This window comes from Arthrobacter sp. WCS2018Hpa-7 (assembly GCF_031843805.1).
Taxonomy (GTDB): domain Bacteria; phylum Actinomycetota; class Actinomycetes; order Actinomycetales; family Micrococcaceae; genus Arthrobacter.
Genome location: NZ_JAVTJB010000005.1, coordinates 218,888 through 245,286, shown reverse-complemented (window position 1 = coordinate 245,286; position 26,399 = coordinate 218,888). Strand labels below are relative to the sequence as shown.

26 protein-coding genes are annotated in these 26,399 nt (G+C 62.5%); 17 read left to right on the top strand and 9 right to left on the bottom strand.

Going from position 1 to position 26,399, the window contains the following annotated elements; all coding sequences use genetic code 11:
- Nucleotides 1-303: 303 nt before the first annotated feature.
- From RQH14_RS08365 to RQH14_RS08350, 4 genes are all read left to right on the top strand, one after another.
- Nucleotides 304-1,986: an ABC transporter substrate-binding protein gene (locus RQH14_RS08365; RefSeq protein ID WP_311212830.1), complete on the top strand. Its 1,683-nt coding sequence runs from the start codon at nt 304-306 to the stop codon at nt 1,984-1,986.
- A 124-nt stretch (nt 1,987-2,110) separates the two neighbouring features.
- On the top strand, nt 2,111-3,040 hold the full coding sequence (locus tag RQH14_RS08360) for an ABC transporter permease (RefSeq protein WP_026539948.1): 930 nt from the start codon (nt 2,111-2,113) through the stop codon (nt 3,038-3,040).
- Nucleotides 3,030-3,974 carry an ABC transporter permease gene (locus RQH14_RS08355; protein ID WP_089595704.1) on the top strand — a complete coding sequence of 315 codons (945 nt, stop codon included), beginning with the start codon at nt 3,030-3,032 and terminating at the stop codon, nt 3,972-3,974. Before RQH14_RS08360 ends, RQH14_RS08355 begins: the two co-directional genes overlap by 11 nt.
- Nucleotides 3,975-3,984: 10 nt before the next feature.
- Nucleotides 3,985-5,694 carry an ABC transporter ATP-binding protein gene (locus RQH14_RS08350; protein WP_311212829.1) on the top strand — a complete coding sequence of 570 codons (1,710 nt, stop codon included), beginning with the start codon at nt 3,985-3,987 and terminating at the stop codon, nt 5,692-5,694.
- 170 nt (nt 5,695-5,864) lie between these two features.
- On the opposite strand, the gene RQH14_RS08345 is transcribed toward RQH14_RS08350, so the two are convergent.
- Complete coding sequence (locus RQH14_RS08345) at nt 5,865-6,707, bottom strand: SGNH/GDSL hydrolase family protein (protein WP_311212828.1); 843 nt, start codon at nt 6,705-6,707, stop codon at nt 5,865-5,867.
- Between the two features lie 283 nt (nt 6,708-6,990).
- On the opposite strand from RQH14_RS08345, the gene typA reads away from it, so the two are divergent.
- The 5 genes from typA to RQH14_RS08320 all read left to right on the top strand — a co-directional run bounded on the left by typA (nt 6,991) and on the right by RQH14_RS08320 (nt 12,682).
- On the top strand, nt 6,991-8,907 hold the full coding sequence (gene typA / locus RQH14_RS08340) for a translational GTPase TypA (RefSeq protein WP_311212827.1): 1,917 nt from the start codon (nt 6,991-6,993) through the stop codon (nt 8,905-8,907).
- A 33-nt stretch (nt 8,908-8,940) separates the two neighbouring features.
- Entirely contained in the window at nt 8,941-9,357 is a 417-nt protein-coding gene (locus RQH14_RS08335) for a hypothetical protein (RefSeq protein WP_311212826.1), read from the top strand.
- 319 nt (nt 9,358-9,676) lie between these two features.
- Complete coding sequence (gene fdxA, locus RQH14_RS08330) at nt 9,677-10,003, top strand: ferredoxin (protein ID WP_024817464.1); 327 nt, start codon at nt 9,677-9,679, stop codon at nt 10,001-10,003.
- Between the two features lie 14 nt (nt 10,004-10,017).
- Entirely contained in the window at nt 10,018-11,166 is a 1,149-nt protein-coding gene (gene dapC / locus RQH14_RS08325) for a succinyldiaminopimelate transaminase (RefSeq protein WP_311212825.1), read from the top strand.
- A 232-nt stretch (nt 11,167-11,398) separates the two neighbouring features.
- Nucleotides 11,399-12,682 (top strand): citrate synthase, encoded by a 1,284-nt coding sequence (locus tag RQH14_RS08320; protein ID WP_090818059.1) that lies wholly within the window; start codon nt 11,399-11,401, stop codon nt 12,680-12,682.
- A gap of 104 nt (nt 12,683-12,786) precedes the next feature.
- On the opposite strand, the gene galE is transcribed toward RQH14_RS08320, so the two are convergent.
- The gene (galE, locus tag RQH14_RS08315) at nt 12,787-13,824 is read right to left on the bottom strand and encodes a UDP-glucose 4-epimerase GalE (RefSeq protein ID WP_311212824.1); all 1,038 of its coding nucleotides are present in this window, start codon (nt 13,822-13,824) and stop codon (nt 12,787-12,789) included.
- An 80-nt stretch (nt 13,825-13,904) separates the two neighbouring features.
- Here galE and RQH14_RS08310 point away from each other — a divergent pair, with 80 nt between their 5' ends.
- Together RQH14_RS08310 and RQH14_RS08305 are read left to right on the top strand one after the other, a co-directional pair.
- Entirely contained in the window at nt 13,905-14,531 is a 627-nt protein-coding gene (locus RQH14_RS08310) for a TetR family transcriptional regulator C-terminal domain-containing protein (protein WP_311212823.1), read from the top strand.
- Between the two features lie 117 nt (nt 14,532-14,648).
- Complete coding sequence (locus RQH14_RS08305) at nt 14,649-15,260, top strand: hypothetical protein (protein ID WP_311212822.1); 612 nt, start codon at nt 14,649-14,651, stop codon at nt 15,258-15,260.
- A gap of 9 nt (nt 15,261-15,269) precedes the next feature.
- On the opposite strand, the gene RQH14_RS08300 is transcribed toward RQH14_RS08305, so the two are convergent.
- Together RQH14_RS08300 and dapD are read right to left on the bottom strand one after the other, a co-directional pair.
- Nucleotides 15,270-16,112, bottom strand: coding sequence for a hypothetical protein (locus tag RQH14_RS08300; RefSeq protein ID WP_311212821.1), 843 nt, complete (start codon nt 16,110-16,112; stop codon nt 15,270-15,272).
- A gap of 13 nt (nt 16,113-16,125) precedes the next feature.
- Nucleotides 16,126-17,151, bottom strand: a complete 1,026-nt coding sequence (gene dapD / locus RQH14_RS08295; protein WP_311212820.1) for a 2,3,4,5-tetrahydropyridine-2,6-dicarboxylate N-succinyltransferase — start codon at nt 17,149-17,151, stop codon at nt 16,126-16,128.
- 95 nt (nt 17,152-17,246) lie between these two features.
- Here dapD and dapE point away from each other — a divergent pair, with 95 nt between their 5' ends.
- Nucleotides 17,247-18,371: a succinyl-diaminopimelate desuccinylase gene (dapE, locus tag RQH14_RS08290; RefSeq protein ID WP_311212819.1), complete on the top strand. Its 1,125-nt coding sequence runs from the start codon at nt 17,247-17,249 to the stop codon at nt 18,369-18,371.
- Between the two features lie 75 nt (nt 18,372-18,446).
- On the opposite strand, the gene RQH14_RS08285 is transcribed toward dapE, so the two are convergent.
- The 4 genes from RQH14_RS08285 to RQH14_RS08270 form a co-directional block, all read right to left on the bottom strand.
- Entirely contained in the window at nt 18,447-19,340 is an 894-nt protein-coding gene (locus tag RQH14_RS08285; RefSeq protein ID WP_311212818.1) for an amino acid ABC transporter permease, read from the bottom strand.
- Nucleotides 19,337-19,987, bottom strand: coding sequence for an amino acid ABC transporter permease (locus tag RQH14_RS08280; protein ID WP_172322943.1), 651 nt, complete (start codon nt 19,985-19,987; stop codon nt 19,337-19,339). The genes RQH14_RS08285 and RQH14_RS08280 overlap by 4 nt, the downstream gene beginning before the upstream one ends.
- 94 nt (nt 19,988-20,081) lie before the next feature.
- Complete coding sequence (locus RQH14_RS08275; RefSeq protein WP_311212817.1) at nt 20,082-20,957, bottom strand: glutamate ABC transporter substrate-binding protein; 876 nt, start codon at nt 20,955-20,957, stop codon at nt 20,082-20,084.
- Between the two features lie 74 nt (nt 20,958-21,031).
- Entirely contained in the window at nt 21,032-21,787 is a 756-nt protein-coding gene (locus RQH14_RS08270) for an amino acid ABC transporter ATP-binding protein (protein ID WP_062072913.1), read from the bottom strand.
- 163 nt (nt 21,788-21,950) lie between these two features.
- On the opposite strand from RQH14_RS08270, the gene RQH14_RS08265 reads away from it, so the two are divergent.
- The 4 genes from RQH14_RS08265 to RQH14_RS08250 all read left to right on the top strand — a co-directional run bounded on the left by RQH14_RS08265 (nt 21,951) and on the right by RQH14_RS08250 (nt 24,839).
- The gene (locus tag RQH14_RS08265; protein ID WP_311212816.1) at nt 21,951-22,790 is read left to right on the top strand and encodes a TIGR00730 family Rossman fold protein; all 840 of its coding nucleotides are present in this window, start codon (nt 21,951-21,953) and stop codon (nt 22,788-22,790) included.
- A 26-nt stretch (nt 22,791-22,816) separates the two neighbouring features.
- Nucleotides 22,817-23,149 carry a DivIVA domain-containing protein gene (locus RQH14_RS08260; RefSeq protein WP_311212815.1) on the top strand — a complete coding sequence of 111 codons (333 nt, stop codon included), beginning with the start codon at nt 22,817-22,819 and terminating at the stop codon, nt 23,147-23,149.
- 77 nt (nt 23,150-23,226) lie between these two features.
- A complete protein-coding gene (locus RQH14_RS08255) occupies nt 23,227-24,444 on the top strand; it encodes a hypothetical protein (RefSeq protein ID WP_311212873.1) in 1,218 nt (405 codons plus the stop codon).
- Nucleotides 24,445-24,671: 227 nt separating this feature from the next.
- Nucleotides 24,672-24,839, top strand: a complete 168-nt coding sequence (locus tag RQH14_RS08250) for a DUF3117 domain-containing protein (RefSeq protein ID WP_089595685.1) — start codon at nt 24,672-24,674, stop codon at nt 24,837-24,839.
- A 62-nt stretch (nt 24,840-24,901) separates the two neighbouring features.
- On the opposite strand, the gene RQH14_RS08245 is transcribed toward RQH14_RS08250, so the two are convergent.
- Nucleotides 24,902-25,534 carry an O-methyltransferase gene (locus RQH14_RS08245; RefSeq protein WP_311212814.1) on the bottom strand — a complete coding sequence of 211 codons (633 nt, stop codon included), beginning with the start codon at nt 25,532-25,534 and terminating at the stop codon, nt 24,902-24,904.
- 238 nt (nt 25,535-25,772) lie between these two features.
- Between RQH14_RS08245 and sigE the strand changes: the two genes are divergently transcribed.
- Nucleotides 25,773-26,396, top strand: coding sequence for an RNA polymerase sigma factor SigE (gene sigE, locus RQH14_RS08240; RefSeq protein ID WP_311212813.1), 624 nt, complete (start codon nt 25,773-25,775; stop codon nt 26,394-26,396).
- Nucleotides 26,397-26,399 lie beyond the last annotated feature (3 nt).

Sequence of the window (26,399 nt, the reverse complement as noted above, 5' to 3'; positions counted from 1 at the left end):
TGCAGAATATCGGAAGGGCCCTGGTTCGACAGAACCGGGGTCCTTTTTTGCCCAAAAATCGTCCTGTCCTGCTGTCAGACAGCGAATGCTACCACCGAGTAGGGTTTGACTTGAAATTCCCGCCAATTTAGGCATGTGTAGGTTGCGGAACGGTTACAGTTTGGCCACCATGTCCCAACATCCGGACACAATGTGGGTAGGCTTACACACACATGTAGGCAACGTCACAGTAGGAAACTGTGCCTGTGCCTGGGGGAAATCACGAATTTCTCCTGCTCAACTCCACGACTCATAGGAGGCGGAATGCGTTTCTCGCGCACTTCCAAAGCTCTAGGCGTAGCGGCGATCATCGCCCTCGCAGTGACCGGTTGCGGCGGCGGTGGCGGCACCAGCACAAACAGCTCTGCCGCAGCTGACCCGAACAAGGTCATTTCCGCATACAGCAACGAACCGCAGAACCCGCTGCTTCCGGCCAACACCAACGAGGTGTACGGTGGCCGCGTCGTCGAGCTGCTGTTCGAAGGCCTTCGCGCCTACGACTCGGACGGCAAGCCCGTCAACGCTCTGGCGGAGTCGATTGAGACAACCGACTCGCAGAACTGGACCATCAAGGTCAAGTCCGGCGCCAAATTCACCAACGGTGAGGCCATCACGGCCAAGACGTTCGTTGATTCCTGGAACTTCGCCGCGCTGAGCACCAACCTCCAGAACAACGGCTTCTTCTTCGAGTCCATCGAGGGCTACGCCGACGTCAGTGCAGTCACCGAGACCACCGGCGCCGACGGCAAGAAGACCTCCACTCCGGCACCGACGGCGCAGACCATGTCCGGCCTGGCCGCGACTGACGACCAGACCATCACGGTCAAGCTCGGCCAGCCCGAGGCTGACTGGTCGCTGCGCCTCGGTTACTCCGCCTTCTACCCGCTGCCTACCGAGGCTCTGAAGGACCCGAAGAAGTTCGGCGAGAACCCGATCGGCAACGGCCCGTACAAGTTCGAGAAGGAAGGTGCCTGGGTACACGACCAGTCCATCTCCCTGGTCAAGAACGCCGACTACACCGGCCCGCGTGCTGCCAAGAACGGCGGCGTGACCTTCAAGTTCTACACCGATCCGGGCCCCGCATACACGGATCTCCAGGCCGACAACCTCGACATCACGGACGTTGTTCCGTCGAACGCGTTGAAGACCTACACCACGGACTTCCCGGACCGTAACTCCACGCGCCCGAACGCCAACAACGCCACCCTGAACATCCCGGGCTACAACCCGAACTTCCAGGGTGAAGCCGGTATCCTGCGTCGCCAGGCACTGTCCCACGCCATCAACCGCGAAGAGATCACCAAGGTCATCTTCAACGGCACGCGTACCCCGGCCACCGAGTTCACGGCTCCCGTGCTCGACGGCTACAACGACGCCATCCCCGGCAGCGACGTCCTGAAGTTCGACGCCCAGAAGGCCAAGGATCTCTGGGCCGACGCCGAGAAGATCAAGCCGTACGACGGTTCCAAGCCGCTTCTGATCGCCTCCAACACTGACGGTGGCAACAAGGAATGGATCGACGCCGTAGCAAACGGTTTCAAGAACAACCTCGGCATCGAGGCTGAAATCCAGCCGTTCGCAAAGTTCGCTGAAGTTCTGGACCTGCGCAAGTCGCAGTCCCTCCCGGGCTTGACCCGCGCCGGCTGGCAGGGTGACTACCCGTCGCTCTACAACTTCCTCGGACCGGTATGGGCAACCAACGCCTCGTCCAACTACGAGAAGTACTCGAACGCCGAGTTCGACAAGCTCCTCAAGGAAGGCCTTGCAGCCAAGACTCCGGAAGACGCCAACAAGAAGTTCAACGAGGCACAGGAGATCCTGTTCAAGGAACTCCCGGGCTTGCCCCTGTGGTACCGGGCGACCCCGATCGTTTGGAGCAACAACGTTGTGTCAGCTGAAACCGGCTGGAACGGCGGCGTCCGCTACTTCGACATCGAGGCCAAGTAGTCTCCAGGATCTGAACTTGCCTTAGGGCAAAGGGGGTCCGGCCAACGTGCCGGGCCCCCCTTGCTTGCTTGGCAGGAAGGCACACATGACACACCAATGCCCCACCACCGGAGAGGGGTGACCCGTGGTTCGCTTCATTTTCCGTAGACTCCTCCAGGTCATCCCGGTATTCCTGGGGACCACGCTCCTCGTCTACTACATGGTCTTCGCACTACCCGGCGACCCGATTGCTGCCCTCTTCGGGGATCGCCAGCCGCCGCAGAGCGTCATCGACGCCCTGCGGGCCCAGTACAACCTGGACCAGCCGTTCTGGGTTCAATACGGGCTCTTCATCAAGAACTTGTTTACTTTCAACCTCGGCGTTGACTTCACCCAGCAGCCCATTGCTGACTCCCTGGCAAGGGCCTTCCCTGTCACGGCAATGCTCGCCATTGAGGCCCTCATCATCCAGGCCGTGTTCGGCATCGCCTTCGGTGTCTTCGCTGGCCTGAAGAAGGGCAAGCTCTTCGACTCCACCGTTCTGGTCGTTTCGCTCCTGGTGATCGCAGTTCCCACCTTCGTTTTGGGCTTCGTCTTCCAGTTGGTGTTCGGTGTCCAGCTGGGCTGGGCCAAACCTACGGTGGGTGCCAATGCGGACTGGGGCAACCTGATCCTTCCCGCCGTCGTCCTGGGCCTGGTGTCCTTCGCCTATGTCCTTCGCCTGACCCGGGCCTCGGTCAGCGAGAACATGAACGCTGACTACGTACGCACTGCGACAGCAAAGGGCTTGTCCCGGCCCCGCGTCGTGATGGCCCACATCCTCAGGAACTCATTGATCCCGGTGGTGACCTACCTGGGCGCCAACCTTGGCGGGCTCATGGGCGGCGCCATCGTTACCGAAGGTATCTTCAACGTTCCCGGAGTGGGTAACAAACTCTTCCAGGCCATCCAGCGCAGCGAGGGTCCCACCATCGTTGCCATTGTGAGTGTCCTGGTCCTGGTTTTTGTTATCACCAACCTCTTGGTTGACCTCCTGTACGCCTGGCTTGACCCGAGGATCCGCTATGACCAGTAATAATGAACACTTTGTGGCTCCCGTCGAGGAGACACCGCTTCTGGCCACTGACGCTGTCAAGACAGATCAGGCGCCCCTGAGTCTTTGGGCTGATGCCTGGCGCAAGCTTCGGCGGCGCCCCATGTTCATCGTCTCCTCGCTGTTGATCCTGCTCCTTGTGATCGTTGCCGTGTTCCCGGGGCTGTTCACCAGCGTCGAACCCAACAATGACTGCCAGTTGGCCAACTCCGAGGGCGCACCCACTGCCGGCCACCCTCTGGGCTTCACCCTGCAGGGTTGCGACGTCTACTCCCGCGTGATCCACGGTACGCAAGCGTCCCTGTCCGTTGGTGTCCTGTCCGTGCTTGCCGTTGTCATTATCGGCGTCACCCTCGGTGCGCTGGCCGGTTACTACGGTGGCTGGCTGGACTCCGTCCTTGCACGTCTTGGCGATATCTTCTTCGCGTTGCCGATCATCCTGGGCGCCCTGGTCATTACGCAGCTGCCGTTGTTCCGTGAGAACAGGAGCGTCTGGACAGTGGTCCTGACCATATCCCTGCTTGCCTGGCCCCAAATGGCACGTATTACCAGAGGTGCCGTCATAGAAGTGCGTAACGCGGACTTCGTCACGGCGGCCCGGTCATTGGGTGTTTCCAAGTTCGGTGCCCTGGTCAAACATGCGCTGCCGAACGCCTTGGCACCCGTGATTGTCCTTGCCACGCTGGAACTGGGCGTTTTCATCGTCCTGGAAGCCACGTTGTCCTTCCTGGGTGTCGGGCTGCCCGGCAGCGTGATGTCGTGGGGTAACGACATTTCCGCGGCCAACGCATCCATCCGCACCAACCCCGGGATCCTGCTCTACCCGGCAGCCGCCCTGTCCATCACCGTCCTGAGCTTCATCATGCTTGGCGACGCCGTCCGCGATGCTCTTGATCCCAAGAGCCGTCAGCGCTAAGGAGGCGACCATGACTTCTGCGAACATCAGAATTGATGAAGCCACGGCACCAGTACGGCCCATCCTGGAGATCAAGGACCTGGCCATCACCTTCAAGACCGGTTCCGGCGAGGTCAAGGCGGTCAAGAACGCCCATTTGACCATCATGCCGGGCGAAACGGTCGCCATTGTGGGGGAGTCGGGCTCTGGAAAGTCGACGACGGCGCTGGCCGCCATCGGCCTCTTGCCCAACAACGGCCGCGTCTCAGCTGGCCAGATCCTGCTTGACGGCGAAGACATCGCCCATGCGTCGGAAAAGCGCATGATCGAGCTCCGCGGCAGCCACATCGGCATGGTTCCCCAGGACCCCATGTCCAACCTGAACCCGGTCTGGAAGATCGGTTACCAGGTGCGGGAAACCCTGAAGGCCAACGGTCGTCCGGACGGTCCGGAGGACGTTGCCCGCGTCCTCGCGGAAGCCGGACTCCCTGACGCTGCACGGCGTGCCAAACAGTACCCGCATGAGTTCTCCGGCGGCATGCGCCAGCGCGCGCTGATCGCCATCGGCCTGAGCTGCCAGCCCAAGCTCCTCATTGCCGATGAACCGACGTCGGCCTTGGATGTCACGGTACAGCGCAGGATCCTGGACCACTTGGACACCATGACCACTGAACTCGGCACCTCGGTGTTGCTGATCACGCACGACCTCGGCCTTGCCGCCGAACGCGCCGACAAAGTGATCGTTATGTACCAGGGCAACGTGGTGGAGGCCGGTCCCTCGCTGGAACTCCTCCGCAACCCCCAGCACCCCTACACCCGTCGCCTGGTTGAGTCGGCGCCTTCCCTGGCATCGCGCCGTATACAGGTGGCCAAGGAACAGGGTGTGGAGGCCGGCGATCTTTTGGCGCCCATTGCTGCCGCAGAAAGCCGGGTCCAGGACGAGGTCCTCCAGATCAAGAACCTGCGCAAGATCTACAAATTGCGTCAGGGACTGGGGCAGACGTCCGATTTCGCTGCTGTTGACGATGTCAGCTTCAGCGTCAAACGAGGGACCACGACGGCGATCGTGGGCGAGTCCGGTTCGGGCAAGTCCACTGTTGCCAAGATGGTTCTCCAGCTCGAGAAGCCCACTGAGGGCCAGATCATCTTCGACGGCGTGGATACCGCGGGGTTGAAGGGCAAGGAGCTCTTCAAGTTCCGTCGCCGCGTGCAGCCCATCTTCCAGGATCCGTACGGTTCTTTGGACCCGATGTACAACATCTTCAGGACCATCGAAGAGCCGCTGCGTGTTCACAAGATCGGGAATGCGGCCAGCCGCGAGAAGAAGGTCCGCGAATTGTTGGACCAGGTGGCTTTGCCCCAGTCCATGATGCAGAGGTATCCCAATGAGCTCTCGGGCGGGCAGCGGCAGCGTATCGCCATTGCCCGTGCGCTGGCGTTGGATCCCGAAGTCATCATTTGCGATGAAGCGGTCTCAGCCTTGGACGTCCTCGTCCAGGCTCAGGTGCTGAACCTGTTGGCAGACCTCCAGGACAACCTTGGCCTGACCTACCTGTTCATCACCCACGACCTCGCCGTTGTCCGCCAGATTGCGGACCACGTCTGCGTCATGGAAAAGGGCCAGCTTGTGGAAACGGGCAGCACTGACGACGTCTTCGACAACCCCCGTGAGGCATACACCCAGGCGCTCCTGGACGCCATCCCGGGTGGATCGCTCCTGCTGCCACCTGCCGTGGCCTGACCGGCGTCGAACGTTTGATCGCTGGATAGCGGAAGAGCCGGTGGTTCCCGAAAGGAAACCACCGGCTCTCGCCGTTTAACGAGCCCGTTGCGGGGCCTGCTCTGCGTGCCATAGCGCCCACGAAGCACGCAGAGCAGGCCCCACAACGACCGATAGGACGACGGCGGCGGCTACTTCGCCGGGGCGCTGCTGTCCGGGCGGGCAGTGAGGCCCAGTGCTGCGAGTTCGCGGGCCAGGACGGCACCAAGCTTGACGTGCCCGGACGGCTTAAGGTGCACGCCGTCCTGGAGATCGCCCACAGCGTTGAAGCGGGTGAGCCAGTCGCCAGTGCTGACGAAGGGAATTCCGTGCTTCGCAGCGATGCGTCCCAGCAGGGCGTCCACTTCGGTACGGCGGCCGCCTCCGTTGTCAGCGCCGCGTGCCAAGGTTCCGATCATGGCCAAGGCAGCCCCGGGGTAGCGCTTCTTTAGGGCCGCGAGCAGGCGCTCGGCATTACTGGCAATCTGCGCATCCGTGGCCTTTTGCGAGGCATCGTTGCCGCCGCCTTGCACTACAATCAGGGGCGGATCTCCGTAGGGGAGTATCCAGTCTCCTCGCTGCAAGGCGTCGATGTAATTGCCTGTCTTGCCATTGGCCGCAACGAAGCCGGTGCCACCCATGCCCACCACGTGCAACTTGTACCCCAGGGCAGCGATGCCCTGCTGGGGCCAGGAGTCTTTGGGCATGGCCTGGGAATCACCGATGAGAACGGCCGTGTGGCGTACGTCGGCCAGTACCAGTTCATTACGGTTGTTTGCCGGGTTCTTGAAGAGGGAGCCAACCGGCAGGTCCAGTGCGCTGGGAGCCGGTGCAGTCCGCAGTGGCGGGGCGGCGGCCGTCTGGGCGGGCCCGGGCGCGGCGGAGCGCGTGGCGGTGGAAACGGGGGTAGCTGGGCTGGGTCCGCAACCTACTGCCAGAACGCCGACGGCGATCAATGGAGCGAGCAGGCGGAACGCGGCCGAAGATTGTCGCATCGATTGTTCTCCGTGTTGCACTGGTTCTGCAGCAATCATGAGGCACGACGCCAAGAAAATCCAGCATCTGGAGTAGCGGTTGTTAAAGCGCGACGTCATGTGAGCAGCGCCACATTCGGAGGTCGAATCGCTTGCTTTTTAGGCTGGGAAATGCAACTGCGTTTAGACTGGATGCAGGTGCCCTGTGTCCCGGGGTCTTTTCGCTGTGTGTTCCGATCAAGTCGATCAGGTATGCGCGCGGATACAAACAGCTGACTTCACCACTGAAACGAGTCATTAACGCATGTCTGAAACCATCACCAACACTGCGTCGCGGAGCGATCTGCGCAACGTCGCGATCGTCGCACACGTTGACCACGGTAAGACCACCCTGGTCGATGCCATGCTCAAGCAGACCAACTCCTTCGCTTCCCATGGTGAGGTTGAGGACCGTGTCATGGACTCCGGTGACCTGGAGCGCGAAAAGGGCATCACCATCCTCGCGAAGAACACCACGGTTGCCTACAACGGCCCGTCGTCCAACGGCGAGACCATCACCATCAACGTCATCGACACCCCCGGCCACGCCGACTTCGGTGGCGAGGTAGAGCGCGGTCTGTCCATGGTTGACGGTGTGGTCCTGCTGGTCGACTCTTCCGAGGGCCCGCTGCCCCAGACCCGCTTCGTGCTCCGCAAGGCCCTTGCTGCGCACTTGCCGGTCATCCTCCTGGTCAACAAGACCGACCGTCCCGACGCCCGCATCGACGAAGTTGTCCACGAGTCCATGGACCTGCTCCTGGGCCTCGCCTCGGACCTCGCCGACGAAGTTCCGGACCTGGACCTGGACAAGGTCCTCGAAGTTCCCGTCGTCTACGCCGCCGCCAAGGTTGGCCGCGCGTCCCTGGACCAGCCGGCCAACGGCTCGGCTCCGGAGAACGAGGACCTCGAGCCCCTCTTCAAGACCATCATTGAGCACATCCCGGCTCCTACCTACAACCCGGACGGCGTGCTGCAGGCACACGTGACCAACCTGGACGCTTCGCCGTTCCTTGGCCGCCTCGCCCTGCTCCGCATCTACAACGGAACCCTCCGCAAGGGCCAGACTGTTGCCTGGGCCCGCGCCAATGGTGAGCTCAAGAACGTCAAGATCACTGAACTCCTCGCCACCAAGGCGCTGACCCGTGTTCCTGCCGAATCCGCAGGCCCGGGCGAAATCGTCGCTGTGGCCGGCATCGAGGAAATCACCATTGGTGAAACCCTCACCGACGCCGAAAACCCGCAGCCGCTGCCGCTGATCACCGTGGATGATCCCGCGATCTCCATGACGATCGGTATCAACACCTCGCCGCTGGCCGGCAAGGTCAAGGGCGCCAAGGTCACGGCCCGCCAGGTGAAGGATCGCCTGGACAAGGAATTGATCGGTAACGTCTCCATCAAGGTCCTCCCCACCGAGCGTCCCGACGCTTGGGAAGTCCAGGGCCGTGGCGAGCTCGCGCTGGCCATCCTGGTTGAGCAGATGCGACGCGAAGGCTTCGAGCTGACCGTGGGCAAGCCGCAGGTTGTCACCAAGACCGTCGACGGCAAGATCCACGAGCCGATGGAACACATGACCATCGACGTGCCGGAAGAGTACCTTGGCTCCGTCACCCAGCTCATGGCTGCCCGCAAGGGCCGCATGACCAACATGGCCAACCACGGCACCGGCTGGTGCCGCATGGAATTCATCGTTCCCGCCCGTGGCCTGATCGGCTTCCGCACCAAGTTCCTCACGGACACCCGCGGTGCCGGTATCGCTGCCTCCATCTCCGAAGGCTACGAGCCGTGGGCCGGCCCCATCGAATACCGCACCAACGGTTCGATGATCGCCGACCGCGCCGGTGTTGTGACCCCGTTTGCCATGATCAACCTCCAGGAGCGCGGTTCCTTCTTCGTGAAGCCCACCTCCGAGGTTTACGAAGGCATGATCGTGGGCGAGAACTCCCGTGCAGACGACATGGACGTCAACATCACCAAGGAAAAGAAGCTCACCAACATGCGTGCAGCTTCCTCCGACTCCTTCGAGAACCTGACGCCGCCGCGCGATCTCACCCTCGAAGAGTCCCTCGAATTCGCTCGTGAAGACGAGTGCGTTGAGGTGACGCCGGAAGATATCCGTATCCGCAAGCTCATCCTGGACTCCAACGAGCGCGCCAAGGCCAACCGCGCCCGCGCCAAGTCCTAGCCTGCGCTGGCTGAAACAGTCAGGAACAGCTGAATGAAGAGAGGAGCCGCCGGTACGGTTCGTGGCATTGCTGCGGCCGTACTGGCGGCTCTTTTCGTTGCTGCAGCAGGTACGGCCCTGCATCGCCAAGCAGGGCCGGTGGCCGGCGTCGAGGTTCCGTGGGGCGTTGCAGCGGCACTGTTGTTGCTGGCGTCCGTGCAGCTGTGGCTTGCAGCGTGGTCGCGCTCGGTCATCCCAACGGCGGTAGCCGGCGTGGTGACCTATGCCGCCGTCGGCGTCTTCTCATCAGCCGGAGCCGCCAAGCAGTTGGTCCTGGGCGACGCTGCCGGTAACGTGTGGGTCTTCGGCATCGCAGCGGTGACCTTGGTCATGCTGGCGGCAGCGAGCCGCCTGCATGCCGGACGGGCTGCCGCCGTGGCGGTGGCGGTGGAACCTCTTTCGCCGCGATGACCATCGCCAAGGGAATTTCGACGTCGGAGGTACGCGTCCGTACCGTGCAACTGTTTTCGCTGGTGTCCAGCAAGTAGCCAAGGGCATCCGTCAGGCCGTCGTCGATCCTGTAGCGGACCACCACGCGGATGCCTGGCTCTGCGGTGAGTAGGAATTGTCTGGGCGGCAAATGCGGGGGAGTCACCGTTTCATACTAAGACGCGGGCTAGGTTGGCGTCATTGGACTGTTGGATAATAGGCTCGGAAGTTGAGTGCCCGGCATGATGCCGGCCGTATTACCCCGGCCATCGCCGGGACAAACCGTGGAGAGGTCTGGGACGTGACGTACGTAATCGCGCAGCCGTGTGTGGATGTCAAGGACAAGGCATGTATTGAAGAGTGCCCTGTCGACTGCATTTACGAAGGTGAGCGTTCCCTCTATATCCACCCCGATGAATGTGTCGACTGTGGTGCCTGCGAACCCGTGTGCCCGGTTGAGGCCATTTACTACGAGGATGACACCCCGGAAGAATGGGCCGACTACTACAAGGCAAACGTCGAGTTCTTCGACGACCTCGGTTCCCCGGGCGGAGCAGCCAAGATTGGCAACACGGGTAAGGATCACCCGTTCATCTCCGCACTGCCCCCGCAGAACCAAGACCACTAAGGGCGGTAGCTTCTTTGATTTCCGCGGCGCCGGCTTTCGGCCTGAACCTGCCCGACTACCCCTGGGAGGCCATGGCGCCCTATGTCGCCACGGCATCAAAGCACCCCGGTGGCGCAGTAAATCTTTCCATCGGGACACCTGTGGATCCCACTCCCGAACTGATCCGTGACGCCCTGGCGGCTGCTGCGGACGCCCACGGCTATCCCACGGTTCATGGCACCGTGGCCTTGCGCCAGGCCGTGGTGGACTGGTTCGCAAGCCGCCGCGGCGTGCCCGGCCTGGACCCGCAGGACGTCATGCCGACCGTGGGCTCCAAAGAACTCGTAGCCTGGCTGCCGTTCCTGCTCGGCCTGAGCGCCGGAGACGTGGTTGTGCGGCCTACTGTCGCCTACCCGACGTACGACATCGGCGCCTCGTTGGCGGGTGCCACAGCCATCGCTGCCGACGACCTGGATGAACTTGATCCGGCCACCCGCGCCAAAGTCCGGTTGATCTGGATCAACTCCCCGGGTAATCCCACAGGCAGCGTTCGCGATGTGGAGTCGCTCCGCAGGATCGTGGGCCAGGCCCGCGAGCTCGGCGCCGTGGTGGCCTCTGACGAATGCTATGCCGAACTGGGCTGGGGCGAATGGGATGCCCAGCGCGGGGGAGAAGCTATACCCAGCATCCTGGATCCCCGCGTTACCGGCGGTTCCACCGACGGCCTGCTGTGCGTGTACTCGTTGAGCAAACAGTCCAACCTGGCCGGCTACCGTGCAGCATTCGTCGCCGGGGACCCGGCCATCATGGCCAACCTGGTCAACAGCCGGAAGCATGCGGGCATGATCGTGCCCTACCCCGTGCAGGAAGCGATGCGCGTTGCTTTGGGCGATGCCAGCCACGTGCTGTCCCAGAAGGACCTCTACCGCGACCGGCGCGAGAGGATGGTTCCTGCGCTGGAGAAGTTCGGACTGCAGATCCACCAATCCAAGGCCGGGCTCTATCTCTGGTCCACGGCAGGCGAAGCCACCTGGGACACGGTGGCACGGTTCGCCGACCTTGGCATTGTGGTGGGCCCCGGGGTGTTCTATGGCGACGCCGGCAATGGTTTCATCCGCGTTGCCCTCACCGGCAGCGACGAACGCATCGACGCTGCAGTAGAGCGGCTTGCCACAGCCTCATAACAATGCTGTGACTTGCACCACTAACAGCGTCATTCCGCCAGTAACCCGACGGCACGGATTAGTTCCGGAGGGTTACTGGCGGTAGCTTTTTAACTGACTATCAATGGTGGCCTTCTCTAAGAAAGCACTTCGGCCGTTGGAGCCCTGCAACAGTAGGGCCGAAGGCGGCGGCACCAGAAGTTGGTTGGACAAGCGTTCGATAGAGGCCCAAAGGCCTCATGAAGGGGACTCCATGACTGAGACCACCAGCGCAACACTGCGCCATGCCGGCGGCGAACTCGAACTGCCGCGCATCCAGGTTGTAGAAGGAAACGAAGGCTACGACGTTTCCAAGCTGCTGAAGCAGACGGGCGCCGTTGCCTATGACCCCGGCTTCATGAACACAGCGGCCACCACCTCGGCCATTACCTACATCGACGGCGACGCAGGCATCCTGCGCTACCGCGGTTACCCGATTGAGCAGCTCGCGCAGCACTCGAGCTTCCTGGAAGTTTCCTACCTGCTGATCTACGGCAACCTTCCCACCCCCACGGAGTTGGAAGAGTTTGATCAGAAGATCCGGCGCCACACGCTCCTGCACGAAGAGCTCAAGGGCTTCTTCGGCGGGTTCCCGCGTGACGCCCACCCCATGCCGGTGCTCTCCTCGGCTGTTTCGGCGCTGTCCACGTTCTACCAGGACTCGCTGGATCCGTTCAACGCGGAGCACGTGGAAGTTTCCACCATCCGCCTCATGGCCAAGCTGCCTGTCATTGCCGCTTACGCCCACAAGAAGTCCATCGGCCAGCCGATGCTCTACCCGGACAACTCCATGAACCTGGTGGAGAACTTCCTTCGACTCAGCTTCGGCCTTCCCGCCGAGCAGTACGAAATGGACCCGGTAGTGGTCAAGGCCCTTGACCTCCTCCTCATCCTGCACGCGGATCACGAGCAAAACTGTTCCACGTCCACTGTGCGCTTGGTGGGTTCGTCCAACGCGAACCTCTTCGCTTCGGTGTCCGCAGGCATCAACGCCCTCTTCGGCCCTGCCCACGGTGGCGCCAACGAGGCCGTGCTGAAGATGCTCCGCCAGATCCAGGCCGATGGCATCAAGCCTGAGGACTACATGGAGAAGGTCAAGAACAAGGAAGACGGCGTCCGCCTCATGGGCTTCGGACACCGCGTCTACAAGAACTACGATCCCCGCGCCAAGATCATCAAGGCAACGGCCCACGAAGTTCTCGGCAAGCTCGGCGGCAACGACGAACTGCTGGACATCGCCATGCGCCTCGAAGAGAAGGCCCTGGCTGATGACTACTTCATCCAGCGCAAGCTGTACCCGAACGTCGACTTCTACACCGGCCTCATCTACAAGGCCATGGGTTTCCCGGAGAAGATGTTCACCGTACTGTTCGCCATCGGACGCCTCCCGGGCTGGATTGCCCAGTGGCGCGAAATGATCAACGACCCCCAGACCAAGATCGGCCGCCCGCGGCAGCTCTACACAGGGGAGCCGGAGCGCAACTACCCGGCCAACTGATACGGCAAAAATAGTCAATAACGACGGCGGCCGCCCACCTCGCGCGAGGTGGGCGGCCGCCGTCGTTAATTACTGAGGCGTTGGTCGCCTCGGCGCCTGGTCGCCTAAGCGCCGGCTGCGGCCGGCTGCGCGGCGTTGTACCCGTAGGGGTTGTTCTTCTGCCAGCGCCAGTGGTCTTCACACATTTGGTCCACGGTCTTGGTGGTGGACCAGCCGAGGTCGGCCAGGGCGGACGAAGCGTCGGCCCAGAAAGCGGGGAGGTCGCCAGCGCGGCGGCCGGTGATCTCGTAGGGAATCGGCTGGCCGACGGCCTTCTCGAAGGAGCGCAGCACCTCCAGAACCGAGGAGCCACGGCCGGAGCCGAGGTTCCAGCGTCGGACGCCTGCGCGCCCGGCGATGTAGTTCAGGGCTGCTACGTGGCCGTCGGCCAGGTCCACCACGTGGATGTAGTCGCGCTGTGCGGTGCCGTCTGGGGTGTCGTAGTCCCCGCCGAAGACCATGAGCTTCTCACGGCGGCCTACGGCTACCTGGGCGATGAACGGTACCAGGTTGTTGGGGATGCCCTGGGGGTCCTCACCTATGCGGCCGGACGGGTGCGCGCCCACCGGGTTGAAATAGCGCAGCAGTGCGATATGCCAGCGGTCGTCCGCGTTGCCCAGATCCGAGAGGATGTCCTCGATCTGTTCCTTGGTGCGGCCGTAGGGGTTGTTGGCGCCGATTTCCATCTTTTCGATGTACGGGATGGGGTTGTGCTCGCCGTACACCGTGGCTGAAGAGCTGAAGACGATGGAGCGCACGTTGTGCTTGTCCATGGCGCGGAGCAGGTTCAGGGTGCCAACGATGTTGTTGTAGTAGTAGGCGAGGGGCTCCTGGACGGACTCTCCTACGGCCTTCAAGCCAGCGAAGTGGATCACGGCGTCGATCTGGTGCTGGTCGAACACGGCTTCAACTGCGGGCTCATCCACCAGGTCAACCTTGTGGAACACGGCGGTCTTGCCGGTGAGCTCCGAGACCCGGCGGAGGGATTCCTCGCTGGAGTTCACGAGGTTATCAAGCACGACGACGTCGTGGCCGGCTTCCTGAAGGGACAAAACGGTGTGGGAACCGATATAGCCGGTGCCACCCGTGACAAGAATTTTCATGGTCTCTACGCTAGCGGAAATTGAAGCCACGCCGCTCTGTGTTGAGCGGTGTTGAAGCACGTTCGTGCTAAAAACTACTGGTGCCCAAAATTGTTGATGCCGAAGCCCGGCGCCAGGAAGTTGTCCAAGCCGTATTCCGGATCATTGCCAGCGATGGCTTGGAAAGGGCATCCCTCCGGGAAGTAGCGGATGAGGCCGGACTGGCAGTGGGCTCTGTCCGGCACTACTTTGCCAGCAGCGACGATCTCCTGGTGTTTTCCTTTGGCGCTGTGATTGACCGGATTGCGGGACGACTTGAATCAGCAATGGCAGCTGTTGAAGAAGAGGTGCCGGGCAGCACGGAACAGCATGCTGCAGTCTTGAACCTCCTGGGCCAGTTCCTGCCCCTGGACGAAGAACTCGCCGTGGATGCGTGCGTGTGGACCGCGTTCAGGCATGCCGCCCGTATCAAACCCGTCCTCGCAGCCGAAGCCGAGCGCAGCCACCGCACTGTAGCGGCCGTCGTCGGGCGTTTGATCATGCACCTGAGCCCCGGCGGAGCGGAGGCGCAACAAACCCTCGTCACGGAGGCGGAGCGGCTTCTGGCGACCATGGACGGCTTGTGCATGCACGCGCTGTTGCAGCCCGAGTGGATGACGGCTGAGATGTGCAGCGACGTCCTCACCGCCCATCTGCGCTCCTTGTCCGGGATGTCCGCTGCCCACTAAGGGGTTCTTCTCCGGCAACCAGTGCCGCCACAAGGCAAATGCGGCCGCGCCCCTACCGTCCTGACCCAACGGGAATAGACTGGGAGATGTCGGGAACCTGCCAAGGGAGGAATTCGGATGCACGAATCAGGCGGCCCGGGGTGGCGCATCACCATGGACACGTCCGGGCCGATGCTCATCGCCCTGTACTTGCGGGACGTCGCCGGACTGGATGGTGCCGGCAGACCAAGCCTGTCCCACGCAGCCCCCAAAGTCCGGCATGCCGACCACAGCCACCTGACCTCCGACGTCGGGGGTATCCACGCCCTGAAGACTGAGTGGGAAGCCTGGTGGGAAAGCCTGGTCAAGGCTTACCCCAAGCCCGCCTCGGAACTGGCGCCACCCAGTTTCAAGGCCTTCGGCAACTCACCGGCACTCCAACGTGTCCTACAGGCCCACTTCGGCTCGGCCCTGGGATGGGCCACGGACAGGATCGACGAGTACGCCGACCTCGAAGCGGCCCGTGAAGCCAACGGTGTGACCCAGGTCCTCAACGAGATGGTGGAGGACAGGCTGCTGGAAGTCGGGCGCAGTTCCCGCGACTTCGAATTGACCATCATTGAGCTGCCCTTGAATGAACCACGTGCCTGGTATCTGGAGCCCAGCACGATGATCATGAGCCACAGGCTGTTGGCCGAGCCCGACGTTTTCCGGAGCTACGTCCAGCCGGTGGTGGAGATCCTCGCCTGACAGAAAATCTCAGGTGGTGGGGGCTGAGACGGTGATGGTGACGGTCTCTGCAGGTGCCGTCGACGATTGCCATCCGTCACGTTTCTCCCGGTTCCAGGCGCGGCCGCCAACATCAACCTGGGTGATGGACAGCGTCTTGGCGTTCGCCACGGCCCAGTGGGCAACGGCCCATGCCTGCGTGCCCGTGATGTCCAGCTGCACCGAGCGGCCCTGGACGGTGGCCGCCTGGGTGCCGAACACCGTCGTGAGTTCATCGACGACGGCGGCAGGGTCGCCCGCCGCTTCGGGCATGCGCAGTTCGCAGTCCAGCGCCGCCTCGGAGTGTCCTGTGAGAGCAGAAGCGAAGGCCCTGCCCATGCCTTCGTGCTGGGCGTAGGCGCGGGGGAAAGCTGATCTTTGGACCGCTTGGGCGGCCTGGGTGATCTCCATGGACTCGTAACCGGGGACTTTGACCAAGCCGTCAAAGAACGCATTGGCGGCGTAGACGGGGTCCATGACCTGGGCCTCGGTGCCCCAGCCTTGCGACGGCCGCTGTTGGAAAAGCCCGCGGGAATCGGGACCGGCGTCGTCACCGTAGTTGATGTTCCGCATCCGGGATTCCTGCATGGCGGTGGCAAGGGCAATGCTCGCGGCCCGGGGAGGCAGTCCGCGCTGGACGGAAATGGCGGTGATGAGGGAAGCGTTCGCTGCTTGGTCCGTGGCGAGCTCGTGGCTTTCAGAGCCGACGACGGCGACGCAGCGCTCCGTGACCAGGGTCTCGGAGCGCTGCAGCACCGCAACGATCGCGTAGATGGCACCTGCTACGAGGGCCAAAGCCAGCACCGCAACGATGGCGCGGCGGAACCGGCGCACGGATGTCCTCCTGCTAGTTGGCGTGAAGGGCCTCGTTGAGCTCTACCGTCTGTCCCTTGCGCGGAAGGACTTCCACGCCGCCGGTGGTGGAGTTGCGGCGGAACAGCAGATTGGGGACTCCGGAGAGCTCCACGGCCTTGATGATCTTGCTGGTGTCCTCGCCGTTCTCGTCCTTGGGGCCGGGAACGCGGACGCGGGTACCGGCGGTGACGTACAGGCCGGCCTCCACTACGGAGTCATCACCGATGCTGATGCCCACACCGGAGTTGGCGCCGAGCAGGACACGCTCGCCCAGGGCGATCTTTTCCTTGCCGCCACCGGAGAGCGTTCCCATGATGGACGCTCCGCCGCCCACGTCAGTGCCGTCGCCGGCCACGACGCCGGCAGAGATGCGGCCTTCCACCATGGAAGTGCCCAGGGTGCCGGCGTTGAAGTTCACGAAGCCTTCGTGCATCACGGTGGTGCCTTCGGCCAGGTGGGCACCCAAGCGGACGCGGTCGGCGTCGGCAATGCGCACGCCGGCGGGAACAACGTAGTCAACCATCCGCGGGAACTTGTCCACGCCGTAAACCACGACGTTGCCGCGCTTGCGGAGGCGGGCGCGGGTCAGTTCGAAGCCGTCCACGGCTGCCGGACCGAAGTTGGTCCACACCACGTTGGGAAGCTTGCCAAAGACTCCGTCCAGGTTGATGCTGTTCGGCTTGACCAGGCGGTGCGAGAGGAGGTGCAGGCGCAGGTATGCGTCGGCGGTGTCTGCCGGGGCGGCGTCGAGGTCGATCTGGGCGAAAACCACTTTTTGTTCCGTACCGCGGTCGGCGTCCTTGCCGTCGTTGGCCAGTGCAGTGAGCGCGGGATCGGCGTTCTCAACGTCGCGCAGGGTCTCGGCCGCAACGCCCAAGGCGGGAGCCGGGTACCAGACATCCAGCACGGTTGCTTCCCCGGAGGCCGAGGTAGCAATAGTGGCGAGGCCGAATCCGTAGGCTGATCGGAGGTTGGCGGGCGCGTCTGTGGGCACAGCAGAGGAAGCAGTTTCAGTCATGGGGCAAGTGTATCCAGCACCCGGAGGTCGGCTAAAACCCGTCTCATGCCATGGAGGTCGCATTGAGGGTGGTAGCTGGGGATTAAGCTGGACGTGTGACCCTGAATCCAGCCCCCGCCCTTCTTGACCTGCGCCAGGACGTTGCCCTGCTGACCGCCGCGATTATCGACTTCAACAGCGTCTCCGGCAATGAGACCGAGCTCGCCGACGCCGTCGAGTCCGCCCTGCGGGCCATACCCGCCTACACGGTGGTCCGCGACGGCGATGCCATTATTGCCCGGACCGAGCTTGGACGTCCCGAGCGGGTCATCCTGGCCGGACACCTGGACACCGTGCCCCTGCCCACCGTGGAGGGTTCGCTGGGCACCGTTCCAGCCACGTGGGAATCGGGAGTTCCGGGCGAAGGCGTGCTGTACGGGCGTGGAACCACGGACATGAAGGGCGGCGTCGCCGTGCAGCTGGCGCTTGCGGCAACACTGTTCGACGACGGTCGGCAGCCGGACAAGGACGTCACCTTCGTCTTCTACGACCATGAGGAAGTGGAAGCGGTCAAGAGCGGCCTCGGCAGGTTGGTCCGGAACCACGGCGACTTGCTGACAGGCGATTTCGCCATCCTGCTTGAGCCCACCCACGGCACAGTGGAGGGCGGCTGCAACGGGACAAGCCGTTTTGAGGCCACCACCATCGGCGAAACGGCACACTCAGCCCGCGCCTGGATGGGCATCAATGCGATCCATGCCGCTGCCCCCATCCTGGCGAGGCTCGCAGCCTATGAACCGCAGACCATCAACGTGGACGGCCTCGACTACCGCGAGAGCCTGAACGCAGTAAAGATCAACGGTGGAACTGCGGGCAACGTCATCCCGGACCGCTGCGTGGTGGAGATCAACTACCGCTTCGCTCCGGACAAAACACCGGACCAGGCCGAGGCCCATGTCCGGGACCTGCTGGAAGGATTCGACGTCGTCCGCACCGACGCCGCTGCCGGCGCGCGACCCGGACTGAACCACCCCGCTGCCGCGTCCTTCGTTGCCGCAGTCGGTGCCGAGCCCAAGCCCAAATACGGCTGGACCGACGTCGCGCGTTTCAGCGAGCTGGGAATTCCGGCGGTGAACTTTGGACCCGGCGACCCCTTGCTGGCGCACAAGGACAACGAACACGTCGACGCCGATGCCATCCGTGAGTGCCTGCGGGCACTGAGGACGTGGCTGACGCCGTAGTCCGGGAGCTTCCCCGCAGCATAAAAGAAGGTCCGCAACCTGATGGCTGCGGACCTTCTTTATGTTGATGCGGGACTAAGCCTTGTTGGGGCCTTCGATGGAGTCCTTGGCGATGGGATCGTTACCGCCCACCACGAGCCCGGTCCGGAGACTGGGCGGAGCCACGCCACCGGCGGCCTTCTTGGAACCGCGGCGCTCAATCATGATCGCAATCCGTGACACGGTCAGGTTGATCAGGATATAGATCGCGGCACCGACGAAGAAAGCCGGGAACAGGAAGTCCGGACCCAGGAAGTCGGCCATGATCTGGATCTTCCGCAGGAGTTCCTCATAGCCCACGATGTAGCCAAGCGACGTGTCCTTGAGCAGGACCACCAGCTGGGCGACCAGCGAGGGCAGCATCCGGCGGACAGCCTGCGGGAACTCGATGGACATCCGCGACTGGAAGCTTCGCAAGCCAATGGCCAGTCCGGCTTCGCGTTGACCCTTGGGCAGCGACTGGATGCCTGCACGGAGGATTTCGGCAAAGATGGCGGCGTTGTAGAGCGTCAAGCCCACCACCACTGCCTGGAACTGACCGGTTGCGAAGACCAGCAGGACGAACAACATCATGAGGACCACGGGCATGCCGCGGAGGAACTCGAGAACCACCTGGGTGGGTATGCGGATCCAGGCGATCAGGGAGATCCTCAACAGGCAGAGCGCAATGCCCAAGGGGAAGGCAATAACTGCAGCGACTGCAGCTGCGGCCAGCGTGGAGAGGATGCCTTGGCCGATCAGGCTCCAGACATCCGGAGCCAAGGGGCCATAGAAGATCACCCAACGGTCGGCGTCGAAAATGCCTTGCTGGGCCAGCGTGGTGACTGCAATGGCCAGGACACCGAGGATGATCAGGATTCCGGCTGCGGATCCCAGGAGCGAGTAAAGGCGGGCTTTGGGCCCGGGGACGTCGTACAGGACCGAGGTCATCGGGCAATCGCCACCTTTCGTTCGACAAAGTGCGCCAGAAGGCCAAGGGGCACCGTGATCAGGAGGTAGAAGAAGGCCACCCCGAGCAGGATCCAGAGGACTTGGTCACCGTAGTCGTTGGAGAGCTGGCGGCCGTAGCCGAAAAGCTCGAGGACGAAGAACGCACCGGCCACCGAAGAGTTCTTGACCAAGGCGATCAGGATGTTGATCAACGGGGGTATGACCGTACGGACGGCCTGGGGGAGGACAATGAAGCCCAGGACCTGGGTAAAGGTCATGCCGATACTGCGGGCAGCTTCTGCTTGGCCCACCGGCACGCTGTTGACACCGGAACGGACGGCTTCGGCGATGAAGGCGGCCGTGTAACTGCTCAGCGCGATGATGGCGGCAACCTCGAATTGCTCGAACTTGACGCCCAGCCGGGGGAGAACGATGGCTGCGAAGAAGAAAATGATGGTCAACGGGGTGTTACGTGCGACCTCAACATAGAACATGCTGAAACCGCGGAGTGCAGCCACGGGGGAAACCCTCATGGCCGCCAGGAGTGTGCCGACAATGAGGGCAATGATTCCTGAAATTACGGAGAGATAAAGGGTTCGGAGAAATCCGTCCCAATATTCGGGGAGGCTTGCTATGACGGCGTCCATGGCTTCCTTTGGCTGCAGCTAATCAGGGAACAGGGTCCTGGAGTCGGTCAACTGCCGCCGCCCGGTTTGGACGGCGGCAGCCAACGGATCCCGACTAGTAGCGGTTGATCGCCGGAAGTTCAGGAGTGGTCTTGATGACCTTGCCTGCAGTGGCTTCCCAAGCCTTCTTGTAGTCGCCGTCCTTCTGGAATGCCTCGAGCTGGTCGTTGATCCAGTTGCGGAAGACGGTGTCGTCCTTCTTCAGGCCGATGCCGTAGGGCTCCTTGGTGAAGGTTTCATCCGAAGCGAGCTTGAAAGCGTCCGGTTCCTTGTCCACGTAGCCGGCGAGGATCACGTTGTCCGTGGTCACTGCAACTACCTGCTTGTTGCGAAGCGGCTCCAGGCAAGCGGTGTAGGTGGCAGCCGGGACAACCTCTGCGCCGTACTTCTCGGCGATGGTCTTGGCCGGGGTGGAACCCGTCACGGAGCAGACCTTCTTACCGCTGACATCCTCAGGCTTGGTGATGGAGGTGTCGTCCTTGTTCACCAGGAGTGCCTGGCCGGCTTCGTAGTACGGGCCGGCGAAGGCAACCTTTTCCTTACGGGCATCGTTGATGGTGTAGGTGGCGATGACCAAGTCAACGCGGCCCTGCTCGATGAACGATTCGCGGTTCTGGGAGACAGTCTCTACCCATTCGATCTTGTCAGCGGGAATGCCCAGCTTGGCAGCAATTGCCTTGCCCATTTCGACGTCGAAACCGACAGGCTTGCCGTCCAGGCCCTTCTGACCGAACAGCGGCTGGTCAAACTTGGTGCCGATGGTGATCTTCTGGGCCTTGTTCAGCTTCTCCATCGTGGTGCCGGCCTCGAAGCTCGCCGAAGCAACCGGGGGAGTGGTGGTGGTGCCGCCGCCACATGCGCTCAGCGACAGGGCGAGGGCTGCGGAAGCGGCCACCAGGAGTGATTTCCTCCGGGTAATGAAAGCCTTCATGACATTCCTTTCATAGATTGGCCGTCGTACGGCCTGGGTGCGGTCTTTGCGGCCTGGGTGCGGGCGGTAAAGAGCTAGTGGGTCAAAAGCTTGGACAGGAAGTCCTTGGCGCGGGTGCTCTTCGGGTTGGTGAAGAATTCCTCGGGGGTTGCGTCTTCCACAATCTGGCCGTCAGCCATGAACACCACACGATCTGCAGCCTTGCGGGCAAAGCCCATCTCGTGGGTGACCACGATCATGGTCATGCCTTCTTTGGCCAACTGGATCATGACGTCGAGGACTTCGTTGATCATTTCGGGGTCCAACGCGGACGTTGGCTCATCGAACAACATGACCTTCGGCTTCATGGCAAGAGCACGGGCAATTGCCACACGCTGCTGCTGGCCGCCGGAAAGCTGGGCGGGAAGCTTCGGGGCCTGGTGCCCGACGCCAACGCGCTCAAGGAGGGCCATGGCCTCCTTATCAGCCGTGCCCTTGGCCACCTTCTTAACCTTGATCGGGCCCAGCGTGACGTTCTCAAGAATCGTCTTGTGGGCGAACAGGTTGAACGACTGAAAAACCATGCCGACGTCGGCACGCAGGTGCGCGAGGTCCTTGCCTTCTTCGGGAAGCTTCTTCCCGTCGATGGCGATGTCACCGTCGTCGATGGTTTCCAAACGGTTGATGGCACGGCACAGTGTGGACTTACCGGATCCGGAGGGTCCGATTACCACTACCACTTCACCCTTCTTGACCTGAAGGTTGATGTCCTTGAGGACGTGCAGTTGACCGTAATGCTTGTTGACGCCATTCAGGGAGACGAGGGCATCGCCGGACGCTTGAGTAGTCATACGACGAATCTAGCGAACAAAGAAGCAAATATGACCACGGTCACGGCAACTTCCTCAAGATCGTGACTGAACAGAAACCTGCCCCACAGCGATATACCAGACTGCAATGCAAGAACCGGGTCGCAGCAACGGAGCAGGCAGCTGTAAGCGCTAGCCTTGGGCAATGAGCATCAGCCAGCACCCAGTTCCCCACCCGGATGCCAACGGCCAGGTCAGGGCCAGCCAAGTGCCCCTGCCCTCGGACATCGCACCGGCCAAGCACAAGGGCTCCTTGGAGCTTCGCCGCAAACAAGCGGATACGGGGATGTCAGACCAACATTTGCTGGATACAAGTGGCGCTGGGCAGTTCATCCACACCGATCCCTGGCGTGTCCTGAGGATTCAGAGCGAGTTCGTGGAGGGCTTCGGAGCGCTTGCTGACCTCGGCCCGGCTGTCAGCGTGTTCGGTTCCGCACGGACCAAGCCAGGAACCGAGTACTACGACATGGCCGTGGACGTCGGACGAAAGCTCGCCGAAGCCGGCGTCGCCGTAATCACCGGTGGAGGTCCGGGCTCCATGGAAGCGGCCAACAAGGGTGCCGTGGAAGGCAACGGAGTCTCCGTAGGCCTTGGCATCGAACTGCCGTTCGAGCAAGGACTCAACCAGTGGGTGGACCTGGGCATCAACTTCCGGTATTTCTTCGCCCGTAAAACCATGTTCGTCAAGTACGCGCAGGGCTTCGTGGTCCTGCCTGGCGGCCTCGGCACCCTGGATGAACTTTTCGAAGCCATGGTGCTGGTGCAGACCCGCAAGGTGACCTCGTTCCCCATCGTGCTCCTGGGGGTCAGGTTCTGGGGACCCATGATCGAGTGGATCCGGGAGACCCTGGTGGCGGAGGGCATGGTCTCTGAAAAGGACCTTGACCTGATCCAACTGGTGGATGACCCGGCGGACGCCGTGCACCGCGTTTTGCACGGGGCGCCGCTGCCTCCTACTCCCAACGGAAACCAGCGCCCGGAATAGCCGGCCGTTTCTGGCACGATGGTCCTGTGAGCTTTTTCCTGGTGTTCCTCGCGATTGTCCTCATTGGCGCTGTGCTGTACCTCGGAGCCGGGATTGTCCGGGGACGCTCGATGGGTGCTGGCCTTGACGACCCCGTACCGAACCTGCCTCCGGTGGTGCTGCCGTCCAAGGCCAAGCCGTCCGACGTCGATTCCCTGCGTTTCGCCCTGGGGCTGAGGGGATACCGCATGGACCAGGTTGACCAGGTCCTCGATGACCTGCGGGACCAGTTGCAGGCCAAAGACCACGAGATCGAACGACTCAGCGCACAGGCGCAGCCGCGGCTTGAGGACGGCGAACCCGGCCGGATCAAGCCGTGAGCCCAGAGACCCGGAGCAAGGCCGGGCAGGGGCCCACGGAACGGATTTCGCGCTCTGCCGCAGCTGTGGCCGCACGGATGTCGGCGTGGCCATGGTGGCTCCAGGTTTCCTTGGTCTTCGTGGGGGCCAGGCTTGTCAGCGCGTGTATTTTCATGGCCGCAGCCCTTCACCAGGGGACCAGCCCGTGGTTTCCGCCGGCACCGGACTATTGGAACTTCATCACCATCTGGGACGGGCGCTGGTACCAGGAGGCGGCAGACAAAGGCTATCCAGCAGATCTTCCAGTGGATGCCAACGGCGTAGTCAAGGAAAACGCCTGGGCGTTCTACGCACTGTTTCCCTTCCTGGGCCGGGGCTTGTCCGCCATCACCGGGATGGGGACTTTGCCCGCGCTGACGGCCATCGCGATGCTGGCGGGCCTCGGCGCAGCCTTGGTCATTTACTTGCTCTTCCGGGAGTTCGCCGGCCGTCGTACCGCCATGTGGGGCGTCATTTTCGTTTCCACATTTCCGGTGTCTGCCATCCTGCAGGTCCCGTATGCCGAGTCGCTGAACCTGCTGCTCCTGGCGTCGTCACTGTTGCTCGTGGTCAGGCGCCGCTACTTTGCGGCCATTCCCGTGGTGCTCCTGATGTGCCTGTCCAGGCCCACCGGGGTGCCTTTTGCCGCCATGCTGGGGCTGCTTTTCCTGGGGCGGTTGTGGCAACGCTTCCGGCAGTCACCAACGGCGCTGCCGGCGGATGGCACTGCAGGAAATGCCGGCAAAGCGACAGACCCGACGTCGACGCGCAGCCTGGTGTCCCTGGCCGTCCTCGTGTTCGCCACGGGTCTTGCGGCTCTGGCATGGCCCACCATCGCATGGGCCGTCACAGGTGATCCGGCGGCCTACACCCGCACTGAAACGGCGTGGCGTGGCCATGACCTTGTGCCCTTCAAACCTTGGTTTGATACCGGCAGGATGTTGTTCGGGCCGGTGCTGGGAGTACTGGCTCCGTTCGTCTTCGCCGGACTCTTTGTGCTGGTGATGGTGTCCAGGCCGGTACGGGCCATCGGAACTGAGCTGCGGCTGTGGTGTGCCTGCTACATGGGTTATCTGTTGGTTTTCCTGCACCCGCAAACCAGCACCTTCCGTATGCTCCTCCCGCTGTTCCCGCTGGCGCTCGGGGCGGCCCTGCTGTCCAAATCCAAGGCCTACCGGGGAACCGTGGTGGCCATGTTCATCCTGCTCCAGATTGTCTGGGTGGTATGGCTGTGGGCATGGGCCCAACTGCCCGGGGGAGGCGACTATCCGCCCTGACGTGCAGCTTTGCCGGTGAACAGCAATATGTACAAAGACCGGACAAATGGCGCGCTGATTCGCTACGGACGGTTAAGTACGGGATAATGGTCTAAGAGCAAGGACAAAGCACCTAAAAGTGCCCGGCCAAGGCGGCCTCCCAAGCGTTGCCGCCGGCCGCAATTGCGATGCGGATCCAGCCCGGCCGGGTTGGGCGTGACTTGGGACAAATGGAGGGGATTTTCCTAATGGCGGCGATGAAACCACGTACTGGCGACGGCCCGATGGAAGTTACCAAAGAGGGACGCAGCCTGATCATGCGTGTGCCGCTCGAAGGCGGGGGACGGCTTGTGGTCGAGCTCAACGCCGCTGAGGCGGAGAACCTCAAGGAATGCCTCGTAGGCGTGACCGGATAGATCTACCAAGCAGGGCCCGGCTGAGCCGGGGCCCTGCTTTTTGGTTTAAGAAGGCCGGCGCCCTACCTCTTGACGGCCACCAGCAGTCCATCGCCGGTGGGCAGCATCGCCGAAGCGAGCCGATCGTCGTCGCGGATTGCCTTGCCGATCTGGCGCAGCACCACGGTGGTGGAGTCGCGTGCTGCCGGGTTGGCTACCCGGTCTTTGTCCAGGGCATCGTTGATCACCAGCGTGCCGCCGGACTTGAGCAGGCGGATGGCCTGTTCCACGTACTTGGGGAAGTTGGGCTTGTCGGCGTCGATGAAGACCAGGTCATAGGCCGAATCCGTCAAGCGCGGCAAGACGTCGGCCGCGCGGCCTGAAATGGTGCGGGTCCGGTTGGCCGGGCTGCCGGATTCCAGAAATGCTTCCCTGGCCGCCTTGAGGTGCTCGACGTCAACGTCGATGGTGGTCAGGACGGCATGGGGGCTCAAACCGCGGAGCAGGCAAACCCCGGACACTCCGGCTCCCGAACCGACTTCAACCACTGTCTGTGCCTTCGATGCGGCAGCAAGAACCGTGAGCACCGCGCCCACACCGGGGCTGATGGGGGTGACTCCCAGCTCGAAAGACCGCTCCCTGGCGCGCAACAAGACGTCATCCTCAGCAGGCAGATCTTCTGCATAGGACCAGCTGCTTGACTTGTCGGCACTCATGAAGGGTTTCGCTTTCCGCGGGTAGGGGTGTTTGTACCAAGACTACTGTGTAAGCACACGGAAACCCGCTGTTGGGCAGCCGTCCCGCGGCTGTGTCCAGCGGTGTGTTCAGCCCTGCGGGAAAAACCCGCGCCAGTCAGGAAATTCCCAGACAACCTTGGGATGATAATGGTCCGATCATCCATGAGGTGGCCGGCGCCGAGGGACTCGGTGAACCACAGTTTGAGGGGAGTGGACGATGCCGGCATTGCATGCTGCGCCAGTCCAGACATCGGAAAGCATTGACGGCGTTGCCGACTGGGTCATGCCCAGCTGGGAGGAAGTGGTTTCCAACCACTCCGCCAAGGTATACCGCCTCGCCTATCGCTTGACGGGCAACAAGTTCGACGCCGAGGACCTCACCCAGGAGGTCTTTGTCCGGGTGTTCCGTTCGCTGGAGAACTTCAAACCGGGAACATTGGACGGCTGGTTGCACCGCATCACCACCAACCTGTTCCTGGACCAGGCCCGGCGCAAGAGCAGGATCCGTTTCGATGCCCTCGCTGAGGACGCAGAGTCCCGCCTGCCCGGCCGTGAACCCGGTCCGGAGCAGAGCTTCGAACACAACAACCTTGATCTGGACGTCCAGCGCGCCTTGGAAGAACTGCCGCCTGATTTCCGCGCCGCCGTCGTGCTGTGCGACCTCGAAGGCCTCTCCTACGACGAGGTTGCAGAGGCGCTCGGCGTCAAGCTGGGAACCGTCAGGTCCCGCATCCACCGTGGCAGGACCATGCTGCGCGAAAAACTCGCCCACCGCGATCCCCGTCCGGCAGAGGCCCGCAAGCCGCGCCTGAAGATGCCGCGCATCGCAAGCATCCTTTAGGAC

What these genes read in the sequence shown, in the direction of transcription:
- RQH14_RS08365 (WP_311212830.1), top strand. Translation starts at nt 304, where the DNA reads ATGCGTTTCTCGCGCACTTCCAAAGCTCTAGGCGTAGCGGCGATCATC.
- RQH14_RS08355 (WP_089595704.1), top strand. Translation starts at nt 3,030, where the DNA reads ATGACCAGTAATAATGAACACTTTGTGGCTCCCGTCGAGGAGACACCG.
- RQH14_RS08350 (WP_311212829.1), top strand. Translation starts at nt 3,985, where the DNA reads ATGACTTCTGCGAACATCAGAATTGATGAAGCCACGGCACCAGTACGG.
- RQH14_RS08345 (WP_311212828.1), bottom strand. Translation starts at nt 6,707, where the DNA reads ATGCGACAATCTTCGGCCGCGTTCCGCCTGCTCGCTCCATTGATCGCC.
- typA (WP_311212827.1), top strand. Translation starts at nt 6,991, where the DNA reads ATGTCTGAAACCATCACCAACACTGCGTCGCGGAGCGATCTGCGCAAC.
- RQH14_RS08335 (WP_311212826.1), top strand. Translation starts at nt 8,941, where the DNA reads ATGAAGAGAGGAGCCGCCGGTACGGTTCGTGGCATTGCTGCGGCCGTA.
- RQH14_RS08320 (WP_090818059.1), top strand. Translation starts at nt 11,399, where the DNA reads ATGACTGAGACCACCAGCGCAACACTGCGCCATGCCGGCGGCGAACTC.
- galE (WP_311212824.1), bottom strand. Translation starts at nt 13,824, where the DNA reads ATGAAAATTCTTGTCACGGGTGGCACCGGCTATATCGGTTCCCACACC.
- RQH14_RS08305 (WP_311212822.1), top strand. Translation starts at nt 14,649, where the DNA reads ATGCACGAATCAGGCGGCCCGGGGTGGCGCATCACCATGGACACGTCC.
- dapD (WP_311212820.1), bottom strand. Translation starts at nt 17,151, where the DNA reads ATGACTGAAACTGCTTCCTCTGCTGTGCCCACAGACGCGCCCGCCAAC.
- RQH14_RS08285 (WP_311212818.1), bottom strand. Translation starts at nt 19,340, where the DNA reads ATGACCTCGGTCCTGTACGACGTCCCCGGGCCCAAAGCCCGCCTTTAC.
- RQH14_RS08280 (WP_172322943.1), bottom strand. Translation starts at nt 19,987, where the DNA reads ATGGACGCCGTCATAGCAAGCCTCCCCGAATATTGGGACGGATTTCTC.
- RQH14_RS08275 (WP_311212817.1), bottom strand. Translation starts at nt 20,957, where the DNA reads ATGAAGGCTTTCATTACCCGGAGGAAATCACTCCTGGTGGCCGCTTCC.
- RQH14_RS08270 (WP_062072913.1), bottom strand. Translation starts at nt 21,787, where the DNA reads ATGACTACTCAAGCGTCCGGCGATGCCCTCGTCTCCCTGAATGGCGTC.
- RQH14_RS08265 (WP_311212816.1), top strand. Translation starts at nt 21,951, where the DNA reads ATGAGCATCAGCCAGCACCCAGTTCCCCACCCGGATGCCAACGGCCAG.
- RQH14_RS08255 (WP_311212873.1), top strand. Translation starts at nt 23,227, where the DNA reads ATGTCGGCGTGGCCATGGTGGCTCCAGGTTTCCTTGGTCTTCGTGGGG.
- RQH14_RS08250 (WP_089595685.1), top strand. Translation starts at nt 24,672, where the DNA reads ATGGCGGCGATGAAACCACGTACTGGCGACGGCCCGATGGAAGTTACC.
- RQH14_RS08245 (WP_311212814.1), bottom strand. Translation starts at nt 25,534, where the DNA reads ATGAGTGCCGACAAGTCAAGCAGCTGGTCCTATGCAGAAGATCTGCCT.
- sigE (WP_311212813.1), top strand. Translation starts at nt 25,773, where the DNA reads ATGCCGGCATTGCATGCTGCGCCAGTCCAGACATCGGAAAGCATTGAC.